Raw genomic sequence first — 20508 nt, 5'->3', positions numbered from 1 at the left:
TTCCCCATGACCAAGTCCGCCACCACCCTCGACGACAAGTACCTGCAGGACGGCGGCCGCGTCTTCATCTCGTCCAACCAGGCGCTGGTGCGTCTGCCGCTGGACCAGGCGCGGCGTGACGCCGCGGCGGGACTGAAGACGGCGGGCTACATCTCCGGTTACCGCGGCTCGCCACTGGGCGTCTACGACGTCGCGCTGTGGGGCGCGCAGAAGCTGCTCGATGCACACCACATCCGCTTCGTGCCCGGCCTCAACGAGGAACTGGCGGTCAGCGGCATTCGCGGCACACAGGAGCTGAACTGGTTCGGCGCCTCGCAGTTCGAAGGCGTGTTCGGCCTGTGGTACGGCAAGGGCATCGGCGTCGACCGTGCCTGCGAATCGCTCAAGCTCGCGAACTTCGAGGGCACGTCGGCGCGCGGCGGCGTGCTCGTCGTCGCCGGCGACGATCATGGCGGCAAATCCTCCGACAGCGCGCACCAGTCCGAGCACACGCTGATCGCCGCGATGGTGCCGGTGCTGTACCCGGCGACGATCGGCGAGATCATCGAGTTCGGCCTGTTCGGCTGGGCAATGTCGCGCTACAGCGGCTGCTATGTGGGCCTGAAGTGCATCACCGATACGCTGGACCTGTCCGGCGAGGTCGAGCTGCCCGATCCGCGCGTCACCTACGTGACGCCAGGCGACGTGGCGTTGCCGCCCGAAGGCCTGAACCTGCGCCCCAACCTGCCGCCGCTGGTCGAGGAGGACTGGCTGGTCAACAAACGGCTGCCGGCGGCGCAGGCCTTCGCGCGCGCCAACGGCATCGACCGCGTGGTCATCGACGGCGAACGTCGCACGCTGTCGATCGTCACCGCGGGCAAGGCCTACCTCGACGTGCGCCAGGCCCTCGACGACCTGGGCCTCGACGAGGCGCGCTGCCGCCAGCTCGGCATCCGCGTCTACAAGCCGGGCCTGATCTGGCCGATGGACCCGCAGCGCCTGCTCGACTTCGCGCAGGACAGCCGCGCGGTGCTCGTCGTCGAGGAAAAGCGCGCGCTGATGGAAGAACAGATCGCGCGCCATCTCTACGATCTGCCGGACGCGCGGCGTCCGCGCATCGCCGGCAAGCACGACCTGCATGGGGCAACGCTGCTGCCGGCCGCCGGCGAACTCAGCGTCCCGCAGGTGCGGCGCGCGCTGCGCATGCTGCTCGACCAGCTGGGCCTGTCGGACGACGTCCTCGATACGCGGCAGCGCGCATACGGCGCAATCGAGGCGCACGCCGCCACCGTGGGCAGCAGCACGATGCGTCCGGCGTACTTCTGCTCCGGCTGCCCGCACAACACCAGCACCAGGATTCCTGACGGCTCCAAGGCCCTGGGCGGCATCGGCTGCCACGGCCTGGTCGCCGTGGTCATGGATCGCAACACGATGCAGTTCATGCCCATGGGGCACGAAGGCTCCAACTGGGCCTCGGTCAGCGCCTTCGTCGACACGCCGCACGTATTCGCGAACATGGGCGACGGCACCTACTCGCACTCGGGCATCCTGTCGATCCGTGCCTCGGTCGCGGCCAAAGCCAACATCACCTACAAGCTGCTGTACAACGATGCCGTCGCGATGACCGGCGGCCAGCCGGTCGAGCAGGGCATCACGCCGATCGACATGGTCAACCAGCTGCTCTCCGAGGGCGTGCGCCCGGTGAAGCTGGTGTCCGACGATCCCGGGAAGTTCCGCCATCTCGCGCTGCCGGCCAACGCCAGCCTGCATCACCGCGACGAGATGGACGCGCTGCAGCGCGAACTGCGCGACAGCCCGGGCGTGTCCGCAATTGTCTACGAGCAGACCTGCGCCGCGGAGAAGCGCCGCCGGCGCAAGCGCAAGCAGATGGTCGATCCCGACCAGCGCGTCTTCATCAACCCCGATGTCTGCGAAGGCTGCGGCGACTGCTCGGTGCAGTCCAACTGCCTGTCGGTGCAGCCGCTGGAAACCGAGTTCGGCCGCAAGCGGCGCATCGACCAGTCCAACTGCAACAAGGACTACAGCTGCCTCAAGGGCTTCTGCCCGTCCTTTGTCACGGTCACCGGCGCGAAGATTGCCGTGCGCGCGGGCGGCGACGCGGCGCGCCTGCAGCAGCTCATCGCCGCACTGCCGCCGGCGCCGGTCGCAGCGATGGACGCGCGCGGCTGCAACATCCTGGTCGCCGGCATCGGCGGCACCGGCGTGCTGACCATCGGCGCGCTGCTCGGCATGGCCGCGCATCTCGACCGCAAGGGCTGCACGATCCTCGACCTGACCGGCATGGCGCAGAAAGGCGGTGCCGTGACCAGCCATATCCGCATCGGCCCCGACCCGGCCGGCATCTACAGCGCGCGGCTGTCCGAAGGCATGACCGATGTGCTGATCGCCTGCGATGCGATCGTCGGCGCCGGCGCCACGGTGCTCAGGACCGTGCGGCCGGGACACACCCGCGCCGTGCTCAACACCGATGTCGCGCCCACCGGCGAGTTCCAGACCAACAAGAAGCTGGACCTGAACGAGCAACGCCTGCGCAAGGCCATCGTCGCCGCACTGGACGGCGGCACGCTGTTCGAGCTGGCCGCGAGCCGCCTCGCCACGGAGCTGACCGGCGACAGCATCGCCACCAACATCCTCATGCTCGGCTACGCCGCGCAGAAGGGGCTGCTGCCCGTCAGCGCCGCCGCCCTCGAACAGGCCATCCGCCTCAACGGCAGCTTCGTCGACGGCAACCTGCGCACCTTTGCGCTGGGCCGCCTCGCGGCACACGACCCGGATGCGCTGCTGCGCGAACTCGGTGCCCCACGGGAACTGGTGCCGCTGGCCACGGTGGACGACGTGCTCGCGAGTCGCACGCGCCTGCTCACCGCCTACCAGAGCGCGGACTACGCGAAGCAGTACGCCGACTTCGTTGCCGACATCCGCGCGCGGGTCATGGCGCGCGTGCCGCAGGATGGCGAGCGCCTCGTGCGTGAAGTCGCGCTGACACTCGCACGCCTGATGGCCTACAAGGACGAGTACGAGGTCGCGCGGCTGTACACCGACCCCGCGTTCACCCAGCGCCTGCGTGAACAGTTCTCAGGGGACTTCAAGCTGCAGTTCCACCTTGCCCCGCCGATGCTGCCGGGCCAGGACGGCGCCGGTCGCCCGAAGAAGCGTCGCTTCGGCGCGTGGATGCTGCACGCCTTCCGCCTGCTCGCACCGTTGAAAGTCCTGCGCGGCACCGCCTTCGATCCCCTCGGATACACGCACGAACGGCGCCTCGAACGCCGGCTGATCGCCGACTATCGCGCGCTGATCCTCGACATCGTCGATCGCGTCGACGAGCGGAACCTTTCCGCTGCGATCGAGCTGGCCGGCGCCGCGCAGGACATTGCCGGCTACGGCCCGGTCAAGGACGCCAACGCCAAGGCCTACGTGGAACGTCTGCCGCAACTGCTCGCCGCGTTCGAGAATCCGGTCGCGCCGCCGCAGTGGCGTGCGGCGTGAGCCTTCGGCAGGACAGCCTAAGTGCACGGCTGCAGGCCGCTCGTCAGCGTGCTGCACGCAGGTGTGCGGCATGAGCGTGCATCCCCGTATTCCGCAGTCCTGGGACACGCTCACGCCGGAGTGGGCGACGGCGGCCATCGCCCGCTGGCATCCGCAGTCGCGCGTCGCGAAGGCCGATGTGCTCTGGTGCGACGACGGCACCAATCGTCGTGCGCGCATCGGTCTGAGCTACGAGCGTGGCACCGGGCCGGCAACGCTGTTCATCAAGTCCAACGACCCGGCGCACCGCGCAGTGCATCTACGCAACGGCAATCTGTTCAACGAGGCGCAGCTGTTCGCCGACAACATCACGCTACCTGTCGATCATCCGCTCGTATACGAGGCGGTCGTGGATCGCGAGGGCGGCAACTTCCTGCTGGTGATGGAAGACCTCGCGGCGCGCGACGCCGATCCGCGCGACGCGACGCGACCGCTGTCCGTCGAGCAGGTCGCCAACGGCGTGAGCGGTCTCGCACGGCTTCACAGCCGCTACTGGAACTTCTCAGCCGAATCGCAGCCGTCGCTCGCCTGGGTGCAGACCTGGGCGCCGACCGAGGGCTGGCAGGTGGGCTTGCGCAAGCGTGTGCCTGTCGGCCTGGAGCGCGCGGCCGGGCTGCTGCCGGAAACGCTGCGCGCGGTCGATGGCGACACGATCGTCGACCTGTGGGCACGCTACGTCGGCACGCTGGCGCACGAGCCAGTCACGCTGCTGCACGGCGACGCGCACATCGGCAACACCTATGTGCTGCCCGACGACCGCGTTGGTTTCCTCGACTGGCAGGTCGTGCGGCGCGGCGGCTGGTCGCAGGACGTCGGCTACTTTCTCGTCGGTGCGCTGACGCAGGTCGACCGCCGCCGCAGCGAACGCGACCTCATCGAGGCCTGGCGCACCGCACTCGACATCCACCCGGAGCAGCGCCCGTCGTCGGAGGCTGCGTGGCTGCACTACCGCGCGTCGCCGGCCTATGGCCTGGCGATCTGGCTGTCGACGCTCGGCACCGACGGCTGGCAGCCACCGGCCATCTCGCGTGCGCTGGTGCAGCGTTACGCGAGCGCCTTCGTTGAGCTCGATACGGCGGACGCGCTTGATGACCTCACGAGGCCCTGAGTCATGCCAATCGTAGGAGCGCCTTCAGGCGCGATCTGTACGTGGCGCAACAGCGTCGCGCCTGAAGGCGCTCCCACAAGGGTCGTACGATCGCTACAAGCCTTCGACGATGAACGCCCGATAGTCCGCCGCACGCTGCCGATGCGGAATCGCCGCCTGGTAGCCCGGACTGTCGTACCAGGCCTTCGCATCGGCGACGCTCGGAAACTGCAACACGACGACGCCATCCGGCGCCTTGCCCTCCAGCGCCTCGAGCGCGCCGTAGACCACGAGCGGCTGCAGTTTCGGATCGCGCGGCGCATCGCGGTTCGAGTTGCGATACGTCGCCAGCGCCTCGGCGTCGCGAACGGCGCCTTCGCGCAGGAAGATGATGTAGGCGGGCATGTCAGTCGTTGTCCTCGGAGATCGCCGAATTCTCGCGGCACCCGATCGTGTGGCTCAAGTGGTCGGCTGGAGGATCCACGCACCGATAGGCAGACGCCTGCGCCTTCATTCTTCATCGGCTTACCCTCTTCTCTTCCCCTCGCCCGCTTGCGGGAGAGGGGCGGGGGAGAGGGCCGCGAAGCGGATTCTTGCCCGCTTCCCCACGGCGCTGCGCGCCGCCCTCTCCCGCCCTTCGGGCACCCTCTCCCGCATACGGGAGAGGGGCATCTCTGACCGAACCCCGGAGCACCACCAGATGACCCTCGCCCTCGACCGCTACCGCCTGCTCGGCCGCTCCGGCCTGCGCGTGTCACCCCTCGCGCTCGGCACGATGAGCTTCGGCGTCGCGCAGGCCTGGGGCACCGCCGAGGCCGAGGCGCGGAACATCGTCGACGCCTATGCCGAACACGGCGGCAATCATCTGGACACCGCCAATTTCTACGCGGGCGGCGAATCGGAACGCGCGGTCGGACGTCTCGTGCAGGGCCGCCGCGATCGCTTCGTCATCGCGACCAAGTACAGCCTGACAACCTCGCCGGGCGACCCGAATGCCACCGGCAACCACCGCAAGAGCATGGTGCAGGCCGTCGAGGACAGCCTGCGACGGCTGCGCACCGACTACATCGACCTGCTGTATCTGCACATGTGGGACGGCGTCACGCCGGTGGAGGAAATCCTGCGCGCCTTCGACGATCTGGTGCGCGCCGGCAAGATTCTCTACACCGGCCTGTCCGACACGCCGGCCTGGCAGGCGTCACGCATGCAGGCGGTCGCGGCGCTGCGCGGCTGGACACCGTTTGCCGCGCTGCAGCTGCCCTACAACCTCACCGAACGCACCGTCGAGCGCGAGCTGCTGCCGATGGCGCGCGAGATGGGCATGGGGGTGCTGCCGTGGTCGCCGCTGGCCGGCGGCGTGCTCAGCGGCAAGTATCGCGCGCAAGACCTCGGCACCGCCGTGGACCGCAGCAAGCTCGACTCGCGCAAGGACATCAACCTCGCCACCGGACGGCTGTCCGAGCGCACTCTGGCGATGGCTGAAGCGGTGATCGACGTGGCCAAGCAGATGGACCGCAGCGCCTCCCAGGTCGCGCTCGCCTGGACGCTGCTGCACCCGGCGGTGACCTCCCCGATCCTCGGTGTACGCACGCTCGAACAGCTCGAAGACAACCTCGGCGCGCTCGAACTGGACTTCACCGATGCGCAGCGGCAGACCCTCGATGCCGTCAGCCGCATCGACCCCGGCTTTCCGCACAGCCTGCTGAACTCGCCGGCGATGGGACCGATGTTCGGCAACATCCGCCTCGACCGGCACTGAGCGATTCAGCGCATGGCGCAGCAGCAGCACAAGTCCTTCTGCCGCAACTGCAGCGCGCTGTGCGCGATGGACCTGACCGTGGAAGACGGCCGCATCGTTGCCGTCAGCGGCGACGGCAGCGTCTCGCCCTACGGCGGTTACATGTGCGCGAAAGGTCGCGCGGCCGCCGACTTCCACAACGGCGATGAGCCGCGCCTGCTTCAGAGCCTGAAGCGCGCGGATGACGGCGGCCATGTTCCGATCGCTGCGGCACGCGCGCTCGACGAAATCGCCGCAAGGCTCGCGGACCTGATCGCGACGCACGGACCGCGGGCGGTCGCGTTCTACCACGGCACCGGCGCCTATCGCAGCACGCTCGGCGGCCTGCTGGAGCGCGCACTGGCGGCGCGGATCGGCACGCCGAACTTCTTTTCGACGATGACCATCGACCAGTCGGCCAAATGGGTGACGATGGGCCGCATGGGCGTGATGGCCAGCGGCAAGCCGAGCACGCGCGACATCGATCTCGCCGTCATCGTCGGCAACAACCCGCTGGTCAGCCACCAGACCTATCCGTTCGCCGCCGGCGACAGCGGCGCACCGGGGAAGTCACTCGCCGCGGCAAAGGCGCGCGGCGCACGCATCGTCGTCGTCGATCCGCGCCGTACCGAGACGGCGCGCCATGCCGACCTGCTCATCCAGCCGCTGCCCGGCCACGACGCGGCGCTGTTTGCCGCGGTCGCGCATATCCTGCTGCGCGACGCCACGTACAACCGGGCGTTCTGCGCTCGCTTCGTCGCACAGCTCGACGAGCTGCGTGCGGCCGTCGCGCCATTCACACCGGCGTTCGCGGCCGAACGCGCCGGCATTCCGGTCGAGCAGATCGAGACCCTCGCCCGCTGGCTCGGCGAGGCGCAACGGCCCTTCGTCGGCAGCGGCACGGGCCCGTCGATGTCCGCGCACTCGAACCTCAACGACCACATGATCGAGGCCGTCAACGCGCTGGTCGGCGGTTACCGGCGCGCGGGCGATCGCGTACGCAATCCGGGCACGCTCAGGCCACGTAAGTTCCATGAGACCGTCGTGCCGCCGACGCGCAGCTGGGAGCGCGGCCCCAAATGCCGCAGCGCCGACATCGGTCCGCTGTTCGGCGAGTTGCCGACCGCACTGCTGCCGCGCGAGATCCTGACGCCGGGCCCGGATCGCATCCGCGCGCTGATCGTCTTCGGCGGCAATCCGCTGCCGGCGCTCGGCGACCCGGCGCAGGCCGTGCCCGCCTTCGAGGACCTGGAGCTGCTGGTCTGCCTGGACGCGCGCATGAACGAGACCGCGCAGCATGCGCATTACGTGATCGCGACCACGCAGCCCTTCGAGCGCCACGACCTCAGCATCGCCGGCGACGGGCTCTACCCCGAGGCCTTCGCGCAGTACGCGCGGCCGGCGCTGCCCCGGCCGGGTGACACGATCGACGACTGGTTCTTCTTCTGGGGCGTGGCCGCACGCATGGGCATCGGACTCACGCTCAAGTACTGGAGCTACGGCAGCGACTACGCCGCGCTGCCCGGGGGGCTCGACCTCGGCACGGACCAGCCACCCGATGCGGAGACGATGATCCGTCATCTGTGCGAGAACAGCCGCGCGCCCTTCGAGACGCTGCGCAATCACCCCGAGGGCGTGCGTCCTCAGTTCGAGGCGGAGTTCGTCCAGCCCGCCGCCGACAACGGCGCACGCCTGCAGCTCTGCCCGCCGGACATCGCTGCGGAGCTGCAAGCCTTGCTGCGGGAGACGCCGGACACGCGCTACCAATACCAATTGAGCTGCCGCCGTATCCTCGAAGCCATGAACAGCGCCTACCGGGACGCGCCGCGAACGCTCAGGCGCCATCCGGTCAACTGGGCGTGGATGAACGCGGACAACATGGCCGACGAAGGCATCGCCGACGGCGCCACGATCGAGATCGCATCCGAGCACGGCCGCATCCTCGGCATCGCGCGCGCCGATCCCGGCCTGCGTCGCGGTGTCGTCTCGATGACGCACCTGTACGGCTCGCTCGCACCGGCGACCGACCCGCATGCCCAGCGCGGCAGCCACACCGGCCAGCTCACCTCGTTACAGCGCGACCTGGAACCGATCAATTTCATGCCGCGCTTCTCGGGTGTGCCGGTCAACCTGCGCCTGCACAAGCTCGCCGGATCTCCGCCCCTGTCATTTTGGGTACAGCGAAGAACTTCTCCATCATAGAACTCGCGTCCGCCAATCCACTGTCATTCTGAGCGCAGCGAAGAATCTCGCACCCGGGCCACGCGCACGCCGCAAAATCAGATCCCTCGCCACGCTCGGGATGACACTTCAGCGCCATTGATGACCGCCAGCGCCACCACCCCACCCTCCGGCCTCAAGGTCTTCCGCGACCTCGGCGGCACGCCAACCGCCGACGGCCGCCGCATCCGCAGCGGCCGCATCTTCCGCTCCGGCGATCTCTCGGCACTGAACGCCGCCGACCACGACAGGCTCCGTGCCCTCGGCATCCGCTTGGTCTGCGACCTGCGCAGCGAATTCGAACGCACAGCGCGCCCGAGCCAGTGGCCCGAAGACCTGCAGACCGAATGGCTCGTCGCCGGCCTGCTCGACGTGCGCTCCGGCCACGTCGACCTGCGTCGCATGCTGATCGAAGATCCGACGCCCGCCGGCGTGCGCCGCATGCTGATCGCGACCTACGAGGCGCTGCCCGCCGCCGCCGCGCCGCTGCTCCCGCAATTGTTCGAGCGACTGGCCAACGACGAGCTGCCTGCACTGATCCACTGCTCCGCCGGCAAGGACCGCACCGGCTTCATCTGCGCCTGCATCCAGCACGCGCTCGGCGTCGACCGCGAACAGATTCACGCCCATTACCTCGCCACCCGCGAGCACCTCGCGATCGACGCGATGGCCTCACGCATCGCCGAGCGTCTGCGCGAAGTCGTTGGTGACGCCGCCGCCCGGCAGATGGTGCGCGTGCTGGCCGATGTCGAAGCGGAGTATCTGGACGCCGCCTTCGACCGGATCGACCAGGATCACGGCTCCATCACCGGATACCTGCGTACCTGCGGCCTCACGCCGCCGCTCGAACAGCAAATGCGCGCGCAGTTGCTCGAAGACGTTTGATACGCCCGCCGCGCACGAACGCTCAGCCCCCCGCCGTCCGCCAGGCACTCGCAACGTATGTTCCCTCTCCCGCAAGCGGGAGAGGGCCAGGGAGAGGGCCCGCGAAGCGGGTTGGCCAGCGTCGCAATCGAATCGCCGCCTGCGCCACCGCCCTGCTACGCTCCATTCGCGCATCCGGCTCATGCGCACATCGCCAGCGGGGGACACATGCCACTCAAGATCATCGGTGTCGGCTTCGGCCGCACCGGCACCGAATCCCTGTACACGGCGCTCAATCAACTGGGCTATCCGTGCTACCACATGTTCGAGGTCCTGCGGAACAAGGCCAACAAGACCCATCTCGATTTCTGGCTCAGGGTCGCCAAGGCCGGGGCCGGCAAGCAGCACGACTGGGAACAGGTCTTCTCGCGCTACACCGCCGCGGTCGACAACCCCGCGTGCGTCGTCTGGCGCGAGCTGCTGGCGACCTATCCCGACGCCAAGATCATCCTCACCCTGCACCCCGAGGGCGCAGACGCCTGGTACGACAGCACGATGGATACGATCTACTTCACGCAGAGCGCCTGGCAGTTCAAGGTGCTCAAGGCACTGACGCCTTTCGGCCGCAAGTTCGGCACCATGGCCGAGAAACTCATCTGGCAGCGCGGCCACCAGAACACGATGGAAAACCGCGAACGCGCGATTGCCTACTACGAGCGACACATCGAAACGATCAAGGCGGAGGTCCCGCCGGATCGACTGCTCGTGTTCACGGTCGATCAGGGCTGGGGACCACTATGTGCGTTTCTCGGCCTGCCGGTCCCCGAAACGCCGTTCCCTAACGTCAACAGCCGTGCGGAGTTTCAGAAGATCAAGCGGGAATTGGTCGGAGGTGCGTACGCGATTCTCGCGATCGGTGCCGCAGCCGCGGCTGGCTTCATCTACGGTGTTAGCCGAATGATGGGGAGCTAGGTGCCAGTAGCGGTCCTTCTCAGGCGCGAGGTCCATCGACTCAGACCGACCCCGAGCGGACAGCTAGCCGAATGTTTGTTAGATCAGCGAGTTCTGACGCTTAGAGACTCGCTTCTCCCTGAGGGGGTGCCCGCGCTCATGCCGAGGGTTAAGCATTGATCGATCTGGGGGTTGGGATTGGCTGCCTAGTTGTTTGGGAGCCCCAACTTGTCGAAAAAGGCCCGATTACGCTCGCGAGCCGCGTTCACAAGCTTGTCGAATGAAAGCACTTCGATATAGGCCTTGTAATTTTCGTTGTATCCAAAGTAGCCCTGCTTATCGCTGGTAACCCTGAGCGAGGCCTGCTTGCATCGCTTCTCTACGGACGGGGTTAGATCGCAGATGATGTAGCAAAAGCCGGGGATGTCTCTTGATTGCGGAATAAGGCGGCCAGTGGAGGTCTGCGCTCCGCCAGCCCTGATCCGCTCAAGATAGCCGAGGGCTTGCTCAATAGGATCTTTGTTCTCTCCGCTGCCGGCGTCATTCCTCATGGGACGCTTGATCTCGATGATGACTAGAGACGCCAGAGGGAGCTTTGCGCCTTCAGCGATGAGCAGGGGTTCATCGTAAACATTAAGTGCGCAAATATCCGGCTCGGAGCGGTCTGTGGCTCCAGTAATGGGCATCGAGTCGAGCGTTCTGTCGGATGCTAGAAAATTGTGAAATGCCAAGCGCTCGTCGATAAGCCAGAGATTGGCTCCGTCAGGATGAACCTCATTGGATGTCCTCCTGAGAGGGATGATGAGTTCGTGTATTACCTCTTCACGTGCGTACTTGCCGTCGGGACCCTTCTGGATGGCCTTATCGAGCAGGTCCAGCACGACTTTGCGATGAAAGACGTAGTTCGCAAGGTCAGACTTCTTTATGTCGTCTACTCGCTTCAAATAGTTAGCGAGGCGCTCTCGATATTTAGCGACCGTCTCGTTATCTCCAACTTCCATGATGGAGTGGCCTTCTGATAGAACCTCCCCTTCGATGACCGCAAGTTCTTTGTGCAGAAGTAGATCGAGGTCGCGGTCCGAGATGTCAGGATTGATGCTGAGTTTGTCGGGATCCATCCGGTCGAGCACGGGGCGATATCGGGGCGCCCTCGTGTCAACAAATGTCGTAACGCGTTCGCGACTGGCTCTCTGACTAGCCTCTAGAAAATGCTTTAGCTGCTTTCGGGAGGCAGCCAGGACTGCATCCCGAAGCTCAGTCATGCTGATCTTCTGGTCGTGAAATAAATCATTCCTGACATCGAATGCTGTTCGTTCTGCCCGCACAGCCTGATCAAGGTAGTCGGACGTTACATAGGCGGCGTACAAGAATTCAGTGTCACCATCCCGGAGGCGCCCATGAAGGCCGGGAATCTTTGCTGCAATCCCTTCTGTTTGAACAACCCGGCCCGCAGCCCCCCAAGCAATGAAAGCTTCTTTGGCCAAACTAGCTTTAAGGCGCAGATGGGTTATCTCAAAGTTCTGATCCTTAAGGGTTAGCTTCTCCATCGACGCCGACGAGACCATGTATTCGTTGTAGATCTCTTCGAGCGCAATGATCTCCTCTCCATCTCGCACCAAGATGCGAGGGGCTCCGCCCGCGCGCACAAAGTACCAGATGCAGTGCTCAAACAGCTCCGCGGCGATTCGATGACCGGTCTTCGCTGCTCGGTCTCGGAACTCCTCCTTAAACGACTGGAGCATCACTTTGGTCTTTCGTGTCGCCCCTAGACCAGCCTTGGTGGGCGGCTGAGCTACCACGCCCCTCTGTATATCGAACGTCAAGGTGCGCGTGAGAAGGACTCCCGGTGAGTCAACATACGTGCTTGTAACCGCGACGGATGCAAATGCCTTGAGCCAGAGCAGACGGCCGACGCCGCGACATCCTTTTGACGCTTTGAAATCGGTGTCCAGGGTCTCGAACGACCGAAAATTCTCGTCATCAAATCCTATGCCTTCGTCGATGACCGTGAAACCCACGATAGGCTCACTGGGTGGAGCCCCCCTTTTTCCACGACCGTCGCCCAACACGATCTCCGTCTGCGGAGAGCGATGAACTTCGACAGTGATCGTGGGATCGCCCAAGCCGTCGGCAGCTTCTATTGCCTGGATCGAATTGACCACTGCCTCGAAGACTGGAAGGAGGCCTTGGTTTGCCGGAAGTGAGGTGTTGCGGAGCCGGCCCCGTAGATTGGTATTCATTGTCATGGGCGGTCCTCTCAATCAGTAAAGGGCTGATCATCTTGGTGCGGAGGGTGGCTCAAAGCATGAGCCATATGCCAAACAGAGAGAATTATGTCCGCTCCTGGCCGGTCTGAGCCATTGACTCGAAGCCATCGAAGGACTGCATCGGGCTGATCGGCGACCCCGGTCAACTCCTCCGGAAGTCAGCCGGATCGAATCATCTCCGCCGCCTTCTCCGCAATCATCACCACCGGCGCGTTGGTGTTGCCCGAGGTGATGGTGGGCATGATCGAGGCGTCGACGATGCGCAGGCCGTCAATGCCGCGGACGCGCAGGTGCGTGTCGACGACGGCGCTGGCGTCATCGGTCTTGCCCATCTTGCAGGTGCCCACGGGGTGAAAGATGGTCGTGCCGATGAGACCCGCGGCAGTCGCGAGTGCTTCGTCGGTCTGGTAGTCCGGTCCGGGCAGATATTCGTCCGGCTGGTAGGGGGCGAGCGCGGGCATCGCGGCGATGCGGCGGGTCAGCTTGAGGGCGTCGGCGGCGATCCTGCGGTCTTCGTCGGTGGACAGGTAGCGCGGGCAGATGCGCGGCGCATCGGCGGGATCGCGCGAGACGATGTCGACGCTGCCGCGCGAGGTCGGGCGCAGGTTACAGACGCTGGCGGTGAAGGCGGGAAATCGATGCAGCGGGTCGCCGAACTTGTCGAGCGACAGCGGCTGCACGTGGTATTCGAGATTCGGCGTTTGCCGTGAAGCGTCCGACTTCGTGAACACACCGAGCTGACTCGGCGCCATGCTCAGCGGGCCGCCCCGGCGCCAAGCGTACTCGAGTCCCATCATCGTCTTGCCGAACCAGTGATTAGCAACCTGGTTGAGCGTGCGGATGCCGCTCACCTTGTAGATCGAGCGCAGTTGCAGATGGTCCTGCAGGTTGGCACCCACGCCGGGAAGGTCGAGCACCGGCGTGATGCCTAGATCGGCGAGCTTGCGCGCATCGCCGATGCCGGAGCGTTGCAGGATCGCCGGCGTGCCGATGGCACCGGCCGCCATCACGGTTTCGAGACGCGCACCGGCACGATGCGGCTCGCCGTTCAGCGTGAACTCGACGCCGCTGACGCCCGTGCCGTCGAAGCGCAGCTTATCGATGAGCGCACCGGTGACGACGCGCAGGTTCGGACGCTTGCGCGCGGGCTGCAGGAAGGCGCGCGATGCGCTCCAGCGCCAGCCGCGACGCTGCGTGACCTCGAACTTGCCCGATCCTTCGTTGTTGCCGGTGTTGAAATCGTCGGTGCGCGGGATGCCGGCCTGCTCGGCGGCTTCGGCAAAGCGGTCGAGGACGTCCCAGCGCAGGCGCTGCTGCTCGACCCGCAGTTCGCCGCCGCTGCCGTGGTAGTCGTCGCCGCCGCGCCAGTGGTCCTCGCTGCGCTTGAAGACCGGCAGCACCTGCTCCCAGCGCCACGAGTCGTCGCCGCTTAAGCGCGCCCATTCGTCGTAGTCGCGCTGCTGGCCGCGCATGTAGATCATCGCGTTGATCGACGAGCTGCCGCCAAGCACGCGCCCTCGCGCATAGAGGATGTTGCGTCCACCCAGGCCCGGTTCGTCCTGCGTGCGGTAGCACCAGTCGGTGCGCGGATTGCCGATGCAGTAGAGATAGCCGACCGGGATGTGTATCCAGATCCAGTCGTCCTTGCCGCCGGCTTCGAGCAGCAGCACGGACTTGCTCGGGTCCTGCGACAGCCGGTTGGCGAGCACGCAGCCGGCAGTGCCGGCGCCGAGGATGACGTAGTCGTAGCTGCCGAGGTCTTTCATGTGGAACTCAACGGCAGCCGGGTGGGAGCCGTGAAAACGTGCATACCGATCATGCAAGCCAGTCTTCGCAGCGAAGGCCGGCAACGCGCTGAAACTCGCGCATGTTGTTGGTGACCACCACCAGTCCGCGCGACCGTGCATGGCCAGCGATCATCTGGTCGTAGGGGCCGATCTGCATGCCCGCCTTTCTGAGTTCTGCCCGAATCTGGGCCGTATGGGCTGCCGCCGGTGTGTCGTAGTCCAAGACCTCCAGCCGCGCGATGAAGCCCTCCACTTCCTCCAGATTTCGTTCCGGCTGCGCGGACCGCTCCACCCCGTACAACAGCTCCATCACGGTGATCGAGCTGATGCACATCTGCGCGTGGTGACGCTTGAACGCGGCACGCGCTGCCGTCGGCTTGTCCCGGACGACGCCAATGCACAGGTTCGTATCGAGCATGTAGCGCAGCATCAAAGCGTCTCGCGCTCCTGCTCCGCCGCTTGCTCTCGCTCTGCCATGAAATCGGCGCTGACGCCGGCACCATCAAACCAGCTGTCCCATGCCTCTCCGGCCGGGGCGATGACGCGCGTGCGCCCGATGGACACGACATCCACGCGCTTCACGTCCTCGGGCAGCGCCGCCGCTTTCGGCAACCGGATGGCCTGACTGCGATTGCTCTTGAAAACTGCGCCCTGCTCCATCTGACATGTCCACATGGGATATACGCTTCGATGATAGAGAGGCCGATGGATATGTCAATGACATATACGTGAATCGGGTGCCTCTGAGTGCCCGACTGATTTCGGCGCGATGAGGTCTTTGCAGCTTAATGCACATGCGTGTACATTAGCGCCCGACATGCACGCCGCCGCGATGCCGGATGCCGGTACCGCTGCGATCCGATCCAGCGCACATCCAAACGACACGCCGAAGGTGGAGACATGAGCACAGAGCTTTCCTGGGATCCGTACAACACCGAGCTCACCAAGAATCCCTATCCGACGTACAAGCGGCTCCGCGAAGAAGCGCCGCTGTACTACAACGAAGAGCACGACTTCTACGCGGTGAGCCACTTCGCCGACATCGAATCCACGCTGCGCGACAAGGAACTGTTCAGCTCGCGCCACGGCGACATCCTCGAGTTCATCAAGGCCAAGTCGGTGATGCCGGACTCGGTGTTCATCCACCAGGACCCGCCCAAGCACACCGCCTATCGCGCGCTGATGCAGCGCATCATCACGCCCAAGCGCATGGCCGCCGTCGAGGCGGACATCCGCAAGCTGTGTGCGCGCAGCCTCGATCCGCTGGTCGGCGGCGACCGCTTCGACTTCATCACCAACCTCGGCGCAGAAATGCCGATGCGCGCCGTCAGCATGCTGCTCGGCATTCCCGAGAAGGATCAGGAGGCGATCCGCCAGTCGGTGGACGACCGCATCCGCACCGAGGCCGGCAAGCCGCTCGATATCGAGCACAACAAGAAGCTGCAGGATGAGGCGCTGTCGGGCTTCGACGAGTACATCGCCTGGCGCGAGAAGAACCCGTCGGACGACATGATGACGGAGCTGCTGCAGGCCGAGTTCAAGGACCCGACCGGCGAAACCCGCAGGCTCACGCGCGACGAGATCACCAACATCGTCAACGTCATCGCCGGTGCCGGCAACGAGACCACCAACCGCCTGATCGGCTGGATGGGCAAGACGTTGTCCGAGCACCCCGACCAGCGCCGCGACGTCGCGAAAAACCTCGCCCTCGTGCCGCAGACGGTCGAGGAAGTGCTGCGCTTCGAACCGCCCGGGCCGTTCCTCGCCCGTGAGGTGATGCGCGACATCGAGCTGCACGGCAAGAAAGTGCCCAAGGGCGCGGTGATGATGCTGCTCGTCGCCGCCGGCAATCGCGACGAGCGCCGCTTCGTCAACGGCGACACCTTCAACATCCATCGCGAGGCGCGCCCCCACATGACCTTCGGTCAGGGCATCCACGTCTGCATCGGTGCGCCGCTGGCGCGCCTCGAAGGCCGTGTCGCGCTGGAGGAGATTCTCAAGCGCTTCCCGGACTGGGAGGTGGACCTCGATCACGCGGTGCTGTCGTCGACGTCGTCGGTACGCGGCTGGGACAGCCTGCCGGCGTGGATCGGCTCCAAGCCGAAGAACGCAACCTACAGCGTGCCCAAGGCCGCCGAACCGGCGCCGGCGCCGGCACCTGCCGCAGCGGCATCGGCGGAAGTGACGTTGGAAGGCACCTGGAACGTCGTCGTGAAGGGGCCGACCGGCCCACAGCCGGCGACGCTGGTGCTCGAACGCAGCGGCGACAAGATCACCGGTGCGCAGACCGGACAGGGTTCGACCTCGCCGATCGCCGATTTCAAGAAGGACGGCAACGCGATCTACTGGTGCAACCACATCACCAAGCCGATGAAGATGAAGGTCGAGTTCAAGGGCGAACTGAGCGGCAACACGATCACCGGCAAGGCCAAGGCCGGCTTCATGGGTTCCTATCCTTTCACTGCGACCAAGGCGTAATCACCATGCCGAAGATCCACTTCATCGAACACAACGGCAAAGAGCACGTCATCGATGCCGAGGCCGGCAAGACCGTCATGCAGGCCGCCACGGAGAACCTGGTGCCCGGCATCATCGGCGACTGCGGCGGCGCCTGCTCCTGCGCAACCTGTCACTGCTACGTCGACCCGGCGTGGGCCGACAAGGTCGATGCGCGCAACGAGACGGAAGAAATCATGCTCGATGGCGTGATGAACACCGAGAGCAACAGCCGCCTCTCCTGCCAGATCACCGTCAAGGCGGAGCTGGACGGTCTGGTCGTACGAATGCCGGCGTCGCAGTTCTGAGGGTTGGTTGCCGGCTTCGTCGCGCCCGGGTGCGCTCCTACAGGTTCTGGTTTGCAGGAGCGCACCTGGGCGCGACGACTCGAATAAAGTGGTCGCAATGACCGAAACAAAAGCAGCGATCGCGCGCAAACCCCGCATCCGCAACCCCGCGCTGACGCGCGAGCGGCTGCTGCAGGCGACCGTCGAAATCCTCGCGCAGAAGGGTCCGGACGGCGTCTCGCTGAAGGACGCCGCGGAGCTGGCGAACGTCAGCCGCGGCGTCGCCTACCAGCACTTCGAGCATCGCGACCACCTGCTGCGCGAGGCCAAGGACTGGATCACCGTGCGCCTGCTGGAGTCGATCCAGAAGGAAGCGGTGGCCGATCCCGACGAAGTGCTGCTCAACGCCACGCGCCTGATCCTGCAGAACCGCGACGCCGCCAGCCTGCTGATCAGCGACGCGATGGCCGGCCGCGACCTGTCGCCCCAACACCCGATCAACCGCCTGATCCGGCAGTCGCTGGAGCGCATGCAGGCCGCCGGCGAAGCGCGGGCCGATCTCGACATCGACGTCATCAGCTACATCTTCCTCGGCATGACCTCGACGCTGGTCATGCTCAGCCGCCTGCCGGACAGCGATCCGGAAGACCTCGCACGGCGCTTCGCGCGCGAGTTCGCGGCGTTCTTGGAAAAGGGCGTGCTGACCAGGAAGCGCCGCCGCTAGGCTGCGTAGCCTGCGCAGACGGGCCGTGACGGCGGCCGATGCCGGTCACTGGAAATCCCACTCCAGACTGAACGCCAGCGAACGCGGTGGCGCGACCTGGCTTGCGGTCCCGAAGTCGAAGGTGAAGCGCGAGCGGTAGTACAGCTCGTCCGTCAGGTTCTGACCCGACAGCGTGGCGCGCAGCTGCCATCGTTCGAACAGGTAGCTCAGACGCGCGCCGATCAGGCAATACTCCGGCTGCGAGGCACGCTGCATGTTCTGCACGTCGAAGAAGAAGCCCGAGTTGTACGAGGCCTGCACGCCGATTTCGATCTCGCCGCCCGGCGCCTGAAGCAGCTGGTTGACGCCGAGCGTCGCGGTCAGCTCCGGCGACGCGGTCATCTCGTTGCCGGTGAAGTCCTGCGGCGGGGCGAGCGGCCCGGCCAGGGCACGCTCGCCGAAGAACAGGCCGGTCTGCTCGTCGTAGCCGGAGCCGTTGGGAAACTCGTCGAAGTGCGCGTCCATGAACGCGACGCCGCCGCTCAGGGCGAAACCCGGATTCCACTCGGGAAACACCTGCCAGACGAGATTGCCCTCCGCCCCTCGCGAGTAGGCAGACAGTGCGTTGTAGAGGTTCAGGGCGCCGCCGCTGCTCACGGACACGTACTGCGCCTGGAAGTCGTCGATCTCGTAGTGGTAGACCGCGAGGTCGTAACGCAGGCCGCCATCGAGGAGCGTGCCCTTGAGGCCGGCCTCGTAGGCCGTCACATCCTGCGGCCGGACCGCGCTCGGCGGCGCACTGAAGTTCACGACATTGAACGTTCCGCTCTTCGTCGCCTGCTGAAAGGAGGCATAAAGCAGCGTGTCGCCGCCGAACGGGCGGAACTCCAGGGAAACCTTCGGCGAGAAGCGACGCGTGGTGACGCTGTCCAGCGGATAGTTGTCGATCCGCGCCTCCGAGCCATCGGGATTGACGAGATTGGAGTCGGCGCGCGTCAAGCCGCGATCCTCGACCTGATACCGGGCACCCAGCGTCAGGCTCAACCAGTCCAGCGCATGCCAGGTCATCTGGCCGAAGCCCGCCAGTGCATCCGTCGCCAGAATGCCGTGGCTGGCCAGGGTGACGCCGATCGGCGGCAGCGGCAGTGCACCGATCAGGGGCAGGCGGTCGGTCTGCAACGGAGCAGCGGCCAGATACATCGGGTCGATGCCGGTGACCGCGTGGTAGTAGTACAGGCCGGCGGTCCAGACGAAGTCCTCCGCGAGCCAGCCTCCCGGTGTCGACGACAACTGCAACTCCACCGTATCGACCTTGCCGAACGCCGGGTCCTGACGCGCCGTCGCCAGCGGCAGCTCGGACTGGTCGTAGTCCAGCGCACCGATCGGCTGGCGCTGCTCCTGATCCTGGTGGCTGGCGAGCAGCTTGACGCCGAACATCGGCAGTCGCCAGTTCAGTTCGAGATAGCCGAGCAGGTTCTCGTTCTGCCAGTGATCCTCCACCGAATCGCGGCTGACCTCGTAGTCGCCCTGGTCGGCCATCAGCAGATCGTAGGCCGGCCACGGATCGAGCGTCCCGAGCATCACGCTCGGCCCGGTCAGCTTCACGTACATGGCGCTGAGCGTCAGGTCCAGATCGTCGCCCAGCCGCAGCATCACGCGCGGGTTGACGCCCTCGGTGACGTCGTCGGCAAAGCCCTGGATCACCGATTCGGGAGTCGGCCGATAATAGGTCTGCGAGCGGTTGCGGATCGCCGAGATGCCCGCCGACACCACGTCGGAATACAGCGGTCCGCTGACGTAGACCTTGAGCCTGGTCGTGTCGAAGCTCGCGCGCTCGCCGCGGACGTAGACCTCCAGTTGCTCCGCGGGCTTGCGGGTGATGATGTTCACCGCGCCGCCCACGGTATTGCGGCCGTATAGCGTGCCCTGCGGCCCCTTCAGCACCTCGATGCGTTCGAGCCTGCCGAAGTCCGTTGCCAGGCCGATGGGCAGCGGCTGATAGATGCCGTCGACGTAGGTGGCGACGCCGGTGTCTGCCGACGGCACGAAGATGTCGCTGCCGACCCCGCGGATGCTGTACGCGGCGAAGCCGAGGCTGTCGTTGGTCACGAAGCCCGGCGTGACGTTGCCGAGATCCTTGGGATTGTCGACGCCCAGTGCCTGGAGCTGGTCGCCGGAAAACGCCGCGACGCTGACCGGAACGTCCTGCAGGTTCTCCTCGCGCTTCTGCGCGGTCACGACGATCTCCTCCACCAGGCGGCTCGACGGACGACGGCCCGCGGCCACCGCTTCGGCCGGCATCTCCTGCCCGCTTCCGACCGCGATGGTGTCGAGTGCCTGCGGTTCCTCCGCCGCCGACGGCTCGGCATCGTTACGTACCTCGGCCGGCCGTGCAGCCGCGGTGTCGCCGCCGAGCAGGGCGTCGAGGTCGTCCTGGGCCCGCGCTGCGGGATGCAGGCAGGCGATCACCAGAGTGATGTACAGCGCTTCTTTGCTGGTCGGCCAGCGCATCGGTCTCCTCCTTCTGCGCCGAATCAGTATTTT

At 65.9% G+C, this 20508-nt stretch carries 14 protein-coding genes and 1 pseudogene; 9 read left to right on the top strand and 6 right to left on the bottom strand.

What is annotated here, in order from left to right; all coding sequences use genetic code 11:
* Window positions 1-6 precede the first annotated feature (6 nt).
* The gene (locus tag C8D93_RS01885) at window positions 7-3486 is read left to right on the top strand and encodes an indolepyruvate ferredoxin oxidoreductase family protein (protein ID WP_110263458.1); all 3480 of its coding nucleotides are present in this window, start codon (window positions 7-9) and stop codon (window positions 3484-3486) included.
* A gap of 70 nt (window positions 3487-3556) precedes the next feature.
* Window positions 3557-4633, top strand: a complete 1077-nt coding sequence (locus tag C8D93_RS01880) for a phosphotransferase (RefSeq protein WP_110263457.1) — start codon at window positions 3557-3559, stop codon at window positions 4631-4633.
* Window positions 4634-4726: 93 nt separating this feature from the next.
* On the opposite strand, the gene C8D93_RS01875 is transcribed toward C8D93_RS01880, so the two are convergent.
* Complete coding sequence (locus tag C8D93_RS01875; protein ID WP_110263456.1) at window positions 4727-5017, bottom strand: DUF1330 domain-containing protein; 291 nt, start codon at window positions 5015-5017, stop codon at window positions 4727-4729.
* Between the two features lie 295 nt (window positions 5018-5312).
* On the opposite strand from C8D93_RS01875, the gene C8D93_RS01870 reads away from it, so the two are divergent.
* The 4 genes from C8D93_RS01870 (at window position 5313) to C8D93_RS01855 (ending at window position 10445) form a co-directional block, all read left to right on the top strand.
* Window positions 5313-6371: an aldo/keto reductase gene (locus C8D93_RS01870; RefSeq protein WP_110263455.1), complete on the top strand. Its 1059-nt coding sequence runs from the start codon at window positions 5313-5315 to the stop codon at window positions 6369-6371.
* A gap of 12 nt (window positions 6372-6383) precedes the next feature.
* Window positions 6384-8591, top strand: coding sequence for a molybdopterin-containing oxidoreductase family protein (locus tag C8D93_RS01865; protein ID WP_110263454.1), 2208 nt, complete (start codon window positions 6384-6386; stop codon window positions 8589-8591).
* Window positions 8592-8711: 120 nt separating this feature from the next.
* Window positions 8712-9494 carry a tyrosine-protein phosphatase gene (locus C8D93_RS01860; RefSeq protein WP_110263453.1) on the top strand — a complete coding sequence of 261 codons (783 nt, stop codon included), beginning with the start codon at window positions 8712-8714 and terminating at the stop codon, window positions 9492-9494.
* 207 nt (window positions 9495-9701) lie between these two features.
* Window positions 9702-10445, top strand: coding sequence for a sulfotransferase family protein (locus C8D93_RS01855; protein ID WP_110263452.1), 744 nt, complete (start codon window positions 9702-9704; stop codon window positions 10443-10445).
* Window positions 10446-10630: 185 nt separating this feature from the next.
* On the opposite strand, the gene C8D93_RS01850 is transcribed toward C8D93_RS01855, so the two are convergent.
* The 4 genes from C8D93_RS01850 to vapB form a co-directional block, all read right to left on the bottom strand.
* Window positions 10631-12670, bottom strand: coding sequence for an ATP-binding protein (locus C8D93_RS01850; RefSeq protein WP_110263451.1), 2040 nt, complete (start codon window positions 12668-12670; stop codon window positions 10631-10633).
* Between the two features lie 179 nt (window positions 12671-12849).
* A complete protein-coding gene (locus tag C8D93_RS01845) occupies window positions 12850-14457 on the bottom strand; it encodes a GMC family oxidoreductase (RefSeq protein ID WP_110263450.1) in 1608 nt (535 codons plus the stop codon).
* A 49-nt stretch (window positions 14458-14506) separates the two neighbouring features.
* Entirely contained in the window at window positions 14507-14908 is a 402-nt protein-coding gene (gene vapC / locus C8D93_RS01840; RefSeq protein ID WP_110263449.1) for a type II toxin-antitoxin system tRNA(fMet)-specific endonuclease VapC, read from the bottom strand.
* Window positions 14908-15138: a type II toxin-antitoxin system VapB family antitoxin gene (gene vapB / locus C8D93_RS01835; RefSeq protein ID WP_110263448.1), complete on the bottom strand. Its 231-nt coding sequence runs from the start codon at window positions 15136-15138 to the stop codon at window positions 14908-14910. The genes vapC and vapB overlap by 1 nt, the downstream gene beginning before the upstream one ends.
* A 240-nt stretch (window positions 15139-15378) precedes the next feature.
* On the opposite strand from vapB, the pseudogene C8D93_RS01830 reads away from it, so the two are divergent.
* From C8D93_RS01830 to C8D93_RS01820, 3 genes and pseudogenes are all read left to right on the top strand, one after another.
* Window positions 15379-16563, top strand: a pseudogene (locus C8D93_RS01830) (cytochrome P450); the annotation flags it as partial.
* Between the two features lie 398 nt (window positions 16564-16961).
* Window positions 16962-17282, top strand: a complete 321-nt coding sequence (locus C8D93_RS01825; protein WP_110263446.1) for a 2Fe-2S iron-sulfur cluster-binding protein — start codon at window positions 16962-16964, stop codon at window positions 17280-17282.
* 97 nt (window positions 17283-17379) lie between these two features.
* Window positions 17380-17985: a TetR/AcrR family transcriptional regulator gene (locus tag C8D93_RS01820; RefSeq protein ID WP_146216480.1), complete on the top strand. Its 606-nt coding sequence runs from the start codon at window positions 17380-17382 to the stop codon at window positions 17983-17985.
* A gap of 45 nt (window positions 17986-18030) precedes the next feature.
* Here C8D93_RS01820 and C8D93_RS01815 read toward each other — a convergent pair whose 3' ends face one another.
* Entirely contained in the window at window positions 18031-20475 is a 2445-nt protein-coding gene (locus C8D93_RS01815; protein WP_110263444.1) for a TonB-dependent receptor, read from the bottom strand.
* Between the last annotated feature and the right edge of the window lie 33 nt (window positions 20476-20508).

The organism is Sinimarinibacterium flocculans (genome assembly GCF_003201205.1).
In the GTDB taxonomy this organism is placed as follows: domain Bacteria; phylum Pseudomonadota; class Gammaproteobacteria; order Nevskiales; family Nevskiaceae; genus Solimonas; species Solimonas flocculans.
The sequence above is the reverse complement of the archived record's forward strand: the minus strand, read 5'-3'. Positions and strand labels throughout refer to the sequence as shown.

What these genes read in the sequence shown, in the direction of transcription:
- C8D93_RS01885 (WP_110263458.1), top strand. Translation starts at nt 7, where the DNA reads ATGACCAAGTCCGCCACCACCCTCGACGACAAGTACCTGCAGGACGGC.
- C8D93_RS01880 (WP_110263457.1), top strand. Translation starts at nt 3,557, where the DNA reads ATGAGCGTGCATCCCCGTATTCCGCAGTCCTGGGACACGCTCACGCCG.
- C8D93_RS01875 (WP_110263456.1), bottom strand. Translation starts at nt 5,017, where the DNA reads ATGCCCGCCTACATCATCTTCCTGCGCGAAGGCGCCGTTCGCGACGCC.
- C8D93_RS01870 (WP_110263455.1), top strand. Translation starts at nt 5,313, where the DNA reads ATGACCCTCGCCCTCGACCGCTACCGCCTGCTCGGCCGCTCCGGCCTG.
- C8D93_RS01865 (WP_110263454.1), top strand. Translation starts at nt 6,384, where the DNA reads ATGGCGCAGCAGCAGCACAAGTCCTTCTGCCGCAACTGCAGCGCGCTG.
- C8D93_RS01860 (WP_110263453.1), top strand. Translation starts at nt 8,712, where the DNA reads ATGACCGCCAGCGCCACCACCCCACCCTCCGGCCTCAAGGTCTTCCGC.
- C8D93_RS01855 (WP_110263452.1), top strand. Translation starts at nt 9,702, where the DNA reads ATGCCACTCAAGATCATCGGTGTCGGCTTCGGCCGCACCGGCACCGAA.
- C8D93_RS01850 (WP_110263451.1), bottom strand. Translation starts at nt 12,670, where the DNA reads ATGACAATGAATACCAATCTACGGGGCCGGCTCCGCAACACCTCACTT.
- C8D93_RS01845 (WP_110263450.1), bottom strand. Translation starts at nt 14,457, where the DNA reads ATGAAAGACCTCGGCAGCTACGACTACGTCATCCTCGGCGCCGGCACT.
- vapC (WP_110263449.1), bottom strand. Translation starts at nt 14,908, where the DNA reads ATGCTGCGCTACATGCTCGATACGAACCTGTGCATTGGCGTCGTCCGG.
- vapB (WP_110263448.1), bottom strand. Translation starts at nt 15,138, where the DNA reads ATGGAGCAGGGCGCAGTTTTCAAGAGCAATCGCAGTCAGGCCATCCGG.
- C8D93_RS01825 (WP_110263446.1), top strand. Translation starts at nt 16,962, where the DNA reads ATGCCGAAGATCCACTTCATCGAACACAACGGCAAAGAGCACGTCATC.
- C8D93_RS01820 (WP_146216480.1), top strand. Translation starts at nt 17,380, where the DNA reads ATGACCGAAACAAAAGCAGCGATCGCGCGCAAACCCCGCATCCGCAAC.
- C8D93_RS01815 (WP_110263444.1), bottom strand. Translation starts at nt 20,475, where the DNA reads ATGCGCTGGCCGACCAGCAAAGAAGCGCTGTACATCACTCTGGTGATC.